12 protein-coding genes and 1 pseudogene are annotated in these 8,690 nt (G+C 58.5%); 6 read left to right on the top strand and 7 right to left on the bottom strand.

The annotated features are described in order from the left end of the window. Positions 1-175 precede the first annotated feature (175 nt). The 3 genes and pseudogenes from RISW2_RS21970 (at position 176) to RISW2_RS25735 (ending at position 2,181) form a co-directional block, all read left to right on the top strand. Positions 176-1,246: a tyrosine-type recombinase/integrase gene (locus tag RISW2_RS21970; protein ID WP_043775225.1), complete on the top strand. Its 1,071-nt coding sequence runs from the start codon at positions 176-178 to the stop codon at positions 1,244-1,246. A gap of 149 nt (positions 1,247-1,395) precedes the next feature. Next, a pseudogene (locus RISW2_RS25950) lies at positions 1,396-1,590 on the top strand (HNH endonuclease); the annotation flags it as partial. A gap of 156 nt (positions 1,591-1,746) precedes the next feature. Beyond that, positions 1,747-2,181, top strand: a complete 435-nt coding sequence (locus tag RISW2_RS25735; protein WP_244437707.1) for a hypothetical protein — start codon at positions 1,747-1,749, stop codon at positions 2,179-2,181. A gap of 282 nt (positions 2,182-2,463) precedes the next feature. Here RISW2_RS25735 and add read toward each other — a convergent pair whose 3' ends face one another. Then, positions 2,464-3,375: an adenosine deaminase gene (add, locus tag RISW2_RS24350; protein WP_084615529.1), complete on the bottom strand. Its 912-nt coding sequence runs from the start codon at positions 3,373-3,375 to the stop codon at positions 2,464-2,466. Between the two features lie 68 nt (positions 3,376-3,443). Between add and RISW2_RS24345 the strand changes: the two genes are divergently transcribed. Together RISW2_RS24345 and RISW2_RS21965 are read left to right on the top strand one after the other, a co-directional pair. Next, positions 3,444-3,992, top strand: coding sequence for a non-canonical purine NTP pyrophosphatase (locus tag RISW2_RS24345; protein ID WP_084615528.1), 549 nt, complete (start codon positions 3,444-3,446; stop codon positions 3,990-3,992). Next, positions 3,985-4,800, top strand: coding sequence for an SIR2 family protein (locus RISW2_RS21965; RefSeq protein ID WP_043775222.1), 816 nt, complete (start codon positions 3,985-3,987; stop codon positions 4,798-4,800). The genes RISW2_RS24345 and RISW2_RS21965 overlap by 8 nt, the downstream gene beginning before the upstream one ends. Positions 4,801-4,940: 140 nt before the next feature. Here RISW2_RS21965 and RISW2_RS24850 read toward each other — a convergent pair whose 3' ends face one another. After that, positions 4,941-5,471, bottom strand: coding sequence for a hypothetical protein (locus RISW2_RS24850; protein WP_156943961.1), 531 nt, complete (start codon positions 5,469-5,471; stop codon positions 4,941-4,943). Positions 5,472-6,091: 620 nt separating this feature from the next. On the opposite strand from RISW2_RS24850, the gene RISW2_RS24845 reads away from it, so the two are divergent. Next, on the top strand, positions 6,092-6,451 hold the full coding sequence (locus RISW2_RS24845) for a hypothetical protein (protein WP_156943960.1): 360 nt from the start codon (positions 6,092-6,094) through the stop codon (positions 6,449-6,451). Between the two features lie 84 nt (positions 6,452-6,535). Here RISW2_RS24845 and RISW2_RS21960 read toward each other — a convergent pair whose 3' ends face one another. From RISW2_RS21960 to RISW2_RS24840, 5 genes are all read right to left on the bottom strand, one after another. Further along, a complete protein-coding gene (locus RISW2_RS21960; protein WP_043775219.1) occupies positions 6,536-6,829 on the bottom strand; it encodes a DUF5658 family protein in 294 nt (97 codons plus the stop codon). Further along, positions 6,826-7,353, bottom strand: a complete 528-nt coding sequence (locus RISW2_RS23755; RefSeq protein WP_051492308.1) for a hypothetical protein — start codon at positions 7,351-7,353, stop codon at positions 6,826-6,828. The genes RISW2_RS21960 and RISW2_RS23755 overlap by 4 nt, the downstream gene beginning before the upstream one ends. After that, the gene (locus tag RISW2_RS21950; protein WP_156943959.1) at positions 7,350-8,123 is read right to left on the bottom strand and encodes an N-acetylmuramidase domain-containing protein; all 774 of its coding nucleotides are present in this window, start codon (positions 8,121-8,123) and stop codon (positions 7,350-7,352) included. Before RISW2_RS21950 ends, RISW2_RS23755 begins: the two co-directional genes overlap by 4 nt. A gap of 61 nt (positions 8,124-8,184) precedes the next feature. Then, complete coding sequence (locus RISW2_RS21945) at positions 8,185-8,469, bottom strand: hypothetical protein (RefSeq protein WP_043775216.1); 285 nt, start codon at positions 8,467-8,469, stop codon at positions 8,185-8,187. Further along, the coding region (locus RISW2_RS24840; protein ID WP_211238740.1) for a hypothetical protein at positions 8,466-8,690 on the bottom strand (225 nt) is incomplete at its 5' end. The genes RISW2_RS21945 and RISW2_RS24840, both read right to left, overlap by 4 nt.

Below are 8,690 nucleotides of genomic sequence, written 5' to 3'. Positions count from 1 at the left end.
TCCATCATCGGCGCAACCGAAAGCCGCATGCTATTGCCTAGCAAAGGATTTCCTTTCTTCTCAACGTCTTCTTGCGCGTCACTTCGTGCACTATCGGGAACCATTTTCCCTTGATCGGCACGGTTAATCCGGCATTGTCCCCCAGCGGGGGACACAAGCGGAGACGTGGGGGACAGTGGGCAGCATCTACACTCGCGAACGTCGGGACGGTTCTATCGCATACCGGGCCGAGGTTGTCATCCGGCACGAGGGAAAGCGACTGAAGTTCGCACAAACCTTCGACACCGAGGCAGCAGCCGAAAGATGGATGCGGCGCAAGGAAAAGCAGATGCGCGCTCCAGGCGCCATGGATGCGGTCGCCAGGCCTAGTGGGACCTTGGGAGACGTGATCGACCGCTACACGACTGACCACACAGGAATCGGAAAGACGAAGGCGCAGGTCCTGCGCGCGATCAAAGCCGATGGCATCTCCGACATGGATTGCGCGAAGATTACCTCGGAGGACATCGTCACCTTCGCCCGCCGCCTTGGCCAGACGCGTGAACCACAGACCGTCGGAAACTACCTCTCTCACCTGTCGGCGGTGTTCGACGTGGGCCGACCCGGTTACGGGTATCCCCTCGACTACCAGGCGATGCGGGACGCGGTGAAAGTCTGCAAGCGCCTAGGCCTGATCGGGAAGTCCGGAAAGCGCGACCGCCGGCCGACAATCAAAGAGATGGACGCACTCATGGCGCATTTCGCAGACCGTTCCCGAAGGCGGAACGCGATCCCGATGCACGTCGTGTCGGCGTTCGCCATGTTCTCGACTAGGCGCCAGGACGAGATTTGCCGCATCACGCGGTCGGACTTCGAACCGCAGCACGCACGGGTCCTCGTCCGAGACATGAAGAACCCAGGTGAGAAGAAAGGGAACGACGTCTGGTGCGAGTTGCCGCCCGAGGCGCTCGCCATCATCAACGTGCACGGGGGCAGCGACAGACTGTTCCCGTACGCGGCAGAGACTGTCAGCACAGCGTTCACGCGCGCCTGCAAATTCCTAGGCATAGAGGACCTGCACTTTCACGACTTGCGCCATGAAGGCGTGTCGCGGCAGTTCGAGATGGGAAAGACGATCCCGCAGGTCGCGTCGATATCCGGCCACCGATCGTGGCAGTCCCTGCAACGTTACAGCCACTTGCGGGCTACCGGCGACAAGTGGAAGAAATGGCAATGGTTGGGTCGGTTGGAAGAATGTACGAATTGAAGGTGCGTCACGCTATTTGCTTTGTGATGTAAATCTCTCGACCACTCCGAGAAGGCGAGATTCGGGGCGCTGCCCCACATCAAAAACTATGGAGCTACCGCATACCATAAAGTAAACTTTTATTAACAAACCTTAAGTATCTTACAGAAGTGCTGACTTGGAGAAAGACATTGGAAATAAACCGAACGATTCCCGCAGGAGTGCGCCGCTACCTAAGGCAGGAAGCCGCATTTGGATGTGCTGTATGTGGGGATCCAATTCTGGAGTACCATCACATTGTTCCGTGGGAGGAGCGAAAACACCATGAAGTCGAACACATGGTGGCTCTCTGTCCGAGTTGCCACCAGAAGCTAGGAAAGCTACCGCGCGACCGGTCATATAATGCAAAAGCGAACCCAAGGAATCGGACTCACAACAGGATTAAAGGAGAGTTGGGGACAACTGCAGAAATCCTTTCATTCAGAATCGGCAGCAACACATACATTAACACAAAGAATATTGTGACATTCTTCAACAGACCAATTCTGCGCGCGTGGATCGAAAATGGAATAGCGCAAATTGATGCATACATTCCCCTCCCCAGCATGTGGCCTGATGTTCTTATTTCACGAAATGATCTACTTATTAACACCGAAAATTCTTGGGACATTGAGTTTAGGACCAATTTCTTAACCGTAAAAAAACGAGAAAAGGAAATATTCTTTCAGGTTGATCTTCGAAAGGAACCTGGAACAATTAGAGCTAACTTCTTCTTGGGTGATACCAAAATTCAGTTTGACGAGAACTCGTCCACCGCGGGTGTACTAAATTATTCGGAGTGCATCTTCGAAAATGTCGTAACTGCTATCGGAATAGGAGAGGAAAGCAAAATACTGCATTGGCCAAATTTTGCCATGCGCAATCCGAAAGCTGTCGTCTTTGACGGTAACGCTTAAATGAGCCGCTCAAATGATCATGTCAAATATTAAATCATCACTCCCCAGTCCACGAGGGCGCTGAACTCGACGATGTTCGGACCGTAATCCCGCTTCATAAGCGATTCCGTACTGCCCTGAACCGGCTGGATATATTTAAGCCGGTCCCAACCTGGACCCAATGATGCCAGGCGGGCGTGGCAACAAACAAACGCGTGGAAAGCAGCCGGAGAGCTGTGTAACCGCGCAAAGCTAGGCGAAAATCAGAGATGCGCGCGTCTTACTGTTTCAACCGGAGGACGATCAAGTTGAACGGAAAGAGGCTGCCTTTGCCTGTGCGGTTATTTCGGCTGCCGACAAACCGAAATGAGCCGCAAGCCTGTATTCCGTAACAATGTCAGTCGAAAAAAACGAAGGGTCGTCCGTTCCGAGCACAATCACGCATCCCGCCTCCACAAGCGGTCCAGCAGGATGCGCTCTGATAGAGGAACAGAGATTTAGGGCAAGGTTGCTCGACAGACATACTTCGAGTGGCACCTTTGCGGAGGCGAGTTGGCGTAAGACATCTTCAGACTCAATCGCTCGGATCCCATGACCAACGCGTTCCAGACCAAGCACGTCGATCGCTTCAATGATGGTATCAGGTCCACGGTGCTCACCAGCATGCGCCGTCGGGCGCAGACCCTCGGATCGAGCGATGCGGAAGGCTTCCTTGAAATCGCTCGGTGAGAACCTCCGCTCGTCGCCGGTCAGGCCGAAGCCAACGAGTATGTCGTGTCGACGACCACCCGCTATTCTCGCTGCCTGTATGGCGGCCTCAGGCCCCAAATGCCGAACTGCGGTGGCGATCATTCGGCAGTCGATGCTATACAACTCGAGTGCGCGATCACGAGCAGCGGACAAGGCCGCGAGCTGGTCGTCGAAAGCGACACCGACACGCATCAAGTCAGGTGGCGAAAGCATAAACTCGACGTAGGTCGTGCCCAGCTGTGCGGATCGAGAAAGATAGTCGTAGGCGACTTCCTCGAGGTCTTGCGCGGTTACGATGACCGACGTCACAAGGTCATATGCGCGCAGAAAGGAGGTGAAGTCATGCCACCCATATCCTTTCGACGTCCACAGGGCAGCGTCGAGGTTCATCGAGTTCCGTTCGGCAAGTCGACGGGCCATCTTTGGGGTGATTGTGCCGCGAAGGTGCACATGTAGATCGATCATCGACACTCTCTTCTCAAGTATGTAACGGTGGCAAACAGTTGTAAGCGCGATCGCGCTCGGGGTGGGACATGCGCATCAGATTTCTTTCCAGGAACGAACGCAAGATTGCCGAGGCATCCACCATCCTAGAATCCGCGGGCGTCGAGCTCGTCGCCGTACATCTGCCGATCGACGAACTTCAGTCGGACGATGTTCGGGCTATCGTACGAAATAAGACGCTGCGAGCCTTTCACTTACTGGGGCACCCAGTTTTCGTAGAACAGACTTGCCTGTTCCTCAAGGACCTAAATGGTTTCCCAGGAGGCCTCACTCAAGTATTCTGGGACACGCTGCAAAAGGAACGTGTCGCGTACTTATTCGGGGGCGGATTGGTTACAGCAACAACCCAGATCGGGTATTGCAACGGAAAAACGGTTATCTATTTTGAAGGGTCAATCGACGGCAGGATCGCTTCGGAGCCACGAGGCGATGACAGTTTTCAGTGGGATTGCGTCTTCATTCCCGATGGACACGAGCAGACATTTGCAGAGATGGGCGAGAAGAAGAACGAGATATCAATGAGAAAACGAGCGCTCGACGCGTTCGCCGCTCACCTCGGGAGTAGCCGGCATGAATGAACAGCTCGCTGATCTGGTAATGAGAAAGAAGGTAGTGTTGTTCGCAGGGGCAGGACTGTCGGTTCCATTGGAGCTTCCGAGCTGGTCTAGCCTGATTGACCACATGGCCACTGAGCTCGGCTACGATCCCGAAGTTCTTGTTCCAGATGGTGCTGATCATCTGCAAATTGCCGAGTTCTATAAACTGGAACGCAATAGTATCGGTGAACTTCGTAGCTGGATGGACCGCAGTTGGCACATTCCCGACGATCGCCTGCTGAAGTCGCGCGTGCACGAGCAAATAGTCGAACTCGATTTTCCATTAATCTATACCACCAACTACGATCGCAACCTTGAGCGCATACATCAACTCAAGAAGAAGCCTTTCATCAAGATCAAGTCAGTGCTCGACATCGCCAATGCACATTCTGACGATACTCAGATCGTAAAGTTCCACGGCGATTTTGACGATGACGATTCGCTGGTGGTCACGGAATCCGATTATTTTGAGCGGCTGCAGTTCGAAAGTCCACTCGACATCAAGTTTCGAGCTGATGTCTTAAGCCGCAGCGTGCTCTTCGTCGGCTATAGCCTGAACGATCTCAATATGCGCCTGCTACTATACCGGCTCCATAAAATGTGGGAAAATGCCGGCTTCGTGGCGCAACGGCCTCCGTGCTTCATATTTCTGCTGCGGCCCGACCCTGTTCGCGAGCGAGTACTGGCTAGCCGTGGTATCCATCCTATCGTTTCGGATTCGCTGAACCCTGATACGGCGCTTGAAGAGATGTTCGACAAGCTCCTCTCCCTGCGCGGTCAGCTAGCATAAGGGCATCGCTAACACAGCTGTCTCAGTTTCGCTGCGGTAACCTCTAAACGGCGGTTATATGTAATAGGCTGGTCGGAATAACCGGGCCGGTCCCGGCGGGCGCACCCGACTGGACGCAGTGAACGGAATGCCGAGATTGATTAGCGAACTACGAAGCCAATTTTCGAGAAGCCATGGCCATCGCCCGGGCGATGCTGAAGCCATTCCATCACCTGACTGAAGATCATTTCATGGACGCTATCAATCTCCGGGCAATTCTTCCCATCAAACGTGACCTCCAGAGCTCTCCCTGACACGTCGACATTCACTTTATCCCCGCGCCGCATGCACTCAACGTTCAAGATCAGGTTTTTCTTTGGAAGGTCGCCTTCGGCTCTTTCGAGGATAACACCAAAGGCAAACTTAAAAGAACCATCGGTTAAATGCGATAGCGCATCCTCGAAGAAAGATTCTTCTTCGGTATTGCCATCTTCGTCCACACTGAAGAAAGGCGTATAACTTTGGTCATAGGTTGTGGAGCCTTCCTTTCGGCGGAAGCTCTTCGGCATCTCGAGGTAATCACGCAGGCCGTGAACAATGAGCAGCGCTAGCGCCTGATTCTCCTGAACGAATTGGATTTCCGCGTCTCTGTAGGAAGAAAATGCAGCGCGAAGTTCGTCGTATTTACTCATCATAACCCTTCAAGCCGTTTGCTTTTCACTATGGTAGCTGAGAGCTGAGGCCTTGTCACCGATCGAACATTCTCGGCGCGGCGGTGAACGTTGGCGCCGGCCGGTTCTCTCGTCGCCGTTGCGTTGAGTGCGTAATCCCGCGTTCTAACAGATGCGGCGGTTTTCATGCTGCGCAGCACACGATCGGCGGCAAAGGACTGGATTCCACCGTTCGCAGTGCCAAGCGCGAAAACAAGCCTTCGGCACGTGTTGAAGGGCCGGAACTTCCTGATCAGGACCACCGCCGGGTCTCGCCGCACCCCGGCGGCACCGCAGCGCCCTCGAGCGCGTTCGCGTCCGTTTCCCATATGATCCGCATGTCCACCGCCGGCTGACGGCAGCGCGTGCACCTTGTGCGTGGCAGGATCTCCGAGCGCAACGTTGTCCGATCCATGGGCCAGGCGACCTTGGCCTTCCTACCGCATGAGCACTCGAGATAGAGGACGCGCATGCGGCGCAGGTAGCGCTTGGCGGTTCGCTTGTCATCGCTCCATCTTTGACAACTTGCTTTGCAGCATGTTGCTTCCCTTTGGACAACGCGCGATTAAAAACGAACAGCGTAAGTGAGCCAAGGTGATCAGATGAGTAGCAGTGAGCCCAATGAGGCGAAAATCGCGGCCTTCCGAACCTATGCGCGTGAGGCCATTTTGGCTGCATCCGCAATAAACTCCGGCGCTCTCGTGGCGACGCTCTCGGCTGCGGATGTTCTTCTCGGAAAGTGCGGGGTCGGCGCAGCGTTCATTAAGTGGGCGCTCGGTTTAGCGGTCGCGACTGTCGCGTGGGCGGCTTGCTATCTAGCTAATGCTGCATACACGCACAGAAAACCTGCATGGAACCGATCCGAGCAATTCTGGACAAACAGCGGCATAGCTTTATTCCTGCTAAGCGTAGCCCTTTTTGTCGTAGGCTCAGCCTTCATTTCGGCCGCATTCGCTATCTGAGTGATCTTCTGCCATCACCCCAAAGTCCAAGGGCGCACGTGCGGCGCAGCTGGAGCGCCCTTGGGGCAGGTCGAGGACGGTGCTTCAGTCGCGACTTCGGGTGCGCTTGCGCCGGATCAGGCGGAAGTTGTTCACTGCGATTGCGCCGGTGATGGCTGCGACGATCCAGATCGCGGGCGCATACTGCTCTCGCCACGAGTAGGCGCAGAGCGCCGCGGTCGCCGCGACCTTGATCACGACCCAGCCGCCAGGCGGGAACCGGTCCTGCAGCCGAGCCATCAGCGGATTCGCCTCGCGCAGCCCGTACTTCAGGCCGAAGATGGTGGAGGTCACGTCGAGCAGCACCGCGGCGGCAACGGCAAGCAGAGCGTCGGTCATCGCGCCCCCCGCAGCAGCCCGTCCGTCTTCTGTTTCGAGCCGATCGAGCTGCCGAAGTAGTAGTTGGCAACCGCGCCCACGAGACCGCCCAGAACGCCCACCATCGCGACCAGGACCTCGCGAATGCCCTCCGGCGGCTGGATGAAGAAGAGGCCTGCCAGGACCAGCCCGAACAGTCCAAGGATGCCGTAGGCCAAGCGGTGCGGCGTGGGATCCGCAGTCGACACCTCGCGGGCCCGCGCATCCGCCCGGTCCTGCGCCGCGATCCGCATCGTCTCCGCCTCGAGATCGGCCTCGATGCGCGCGAGCGCTGCCATGTCCTGCGGCCGGGCCTCCGCCAGGCGCTCGGCGATCCGCGCCGGCGGCGCGTCCGGTTCGCCCAGGACCTCGCGCGCGACGCGGCGCGCCACGCCCTCGGCAACCGGCCCGGCCGGTCCGGTCAGCGCGCCCACGATCTTCGGGGCGACGTCCTGGATGGCGCCGCGCACCGCGCGCGACGAGATCAGTTCCTTCAGCCGGTTCATGCCGCGGCCTCCTCGTATGGGGTGTCGGGGATCTTGTCCCAGCGCAGGAAAGCCCGGTGCAGGCGCCCGTGGTAATCGTGGGTCGCGTAGCCGGGGCCGTTGTAGCCGCGGGCGAACCCGCGCCAGTCCTTGCGCCGAAGCTCGTCATCGAGGCCGGCGGCCACGATGTAAGAGACCATCGCCTCGAGATGCCGCTCCTCGTCGTCGACCATGTCCTCGACCATGGCGCGCGCGGTCGGGTATCCGATCATCTCGGCATTGAAGCCCATGATCTGACCGAGGCCCCAAGACGCGGAGCGCAGCGCGGCCTCCTCGTAGATCGCCATGGCGGCGCGGAGCCGCGGATAGCTGTCCTTCGGATAGTTCCGGCGCCATTTGGCGTAGGCGAGCCCCTGCGCCACCGCGCGGTCGCGCGCGGGTCCCGGCCCGAGCTCGCGGTAGAAGACGTGCGGCTCGAAGAGCATGGCGAGGCGGCCTTCGCTGTCGAAGCCCGAGCCCCGGGCCTCGACGTCCATCACGGCGTGCAGCTCGTCCTCTCCGACGCCGATCATCGCGCCGATCCGCGGCAGGTCGATGTCGTCGAGCGGCTTGGCGGCGCCGGCAAACCGCACCGGCGGCACCTCGGCCGGCGCTCTGCGGGCCGCGAGGAACTCGTCGATGGCTGCGCGCGTGCGCGGCCCGGCGATTCCGTCCGCGGGGCCGGCGTCGAAGTCCAGTTCGGTCAACGCCATCTGCAATGCGCGGACGGCGTCGCGGTTGAGCGACGTCATGGCTTTCTCCGATTTTGGGATGGGCCCGCGAGCCGCGCGGGCAGCGGTCAGCGCGCCGAGGTCACTGCTGCTCGATTCGCTCGAGGCGCGTGTCGATCCGAGCCAGGTATCCGAGGATGCTCGAATACCGCTCGTCCTGTCGGGCGCCGAGCGTTTCGTTCTGTCGGACACGCGTGTCCATCGACCGCACCTCCGTGTGAATCTGCGTCACATCCTGCTCGACGACCTCGACGCGGTTGGAAATCTCGCCGTACCAGACCACGGGGCCCGCGAGCGACGCGGCCACGGCGATGGCTGCGGCGATCGTCGACCACCCCCAGCGGTTCTCGAAACGCGGCGCGCTCACGAGACCTCCGGGCCGAGGCGGATGACGTCTGCGGCGATCCCGGCCGTGACGGGCGCGTCCCGGGTGCCATCGGAGAGGTTGACCAGCTCGAGCGCGCCGCCGCCGCTCAGCCGCCAGATGTAGCCGGCCGATACCCCGTCGGCTGTCACAGGGGCGCGGGATGTGCGGGCGTTTCTCTTTGGTGGCGCCATGGCGTCCTCCTTCTCTTCCGTCGGTCGCAG

The sequence above is a fragment of the Roseivivax isoporae LMG 25204 genome (assembly GCF_000521865.1).
GTDB lineage: Bacteria > Pseudomonadota > Alphaproteobacteria > Rhodobacterales > Rhodobacteraceae > Roseivivax > Roseivivax isoporae.
Note: the sequence above shows the minus strand (reverse complement) of the source record. Positions and strands in the feature narration are given on the sequence as shown.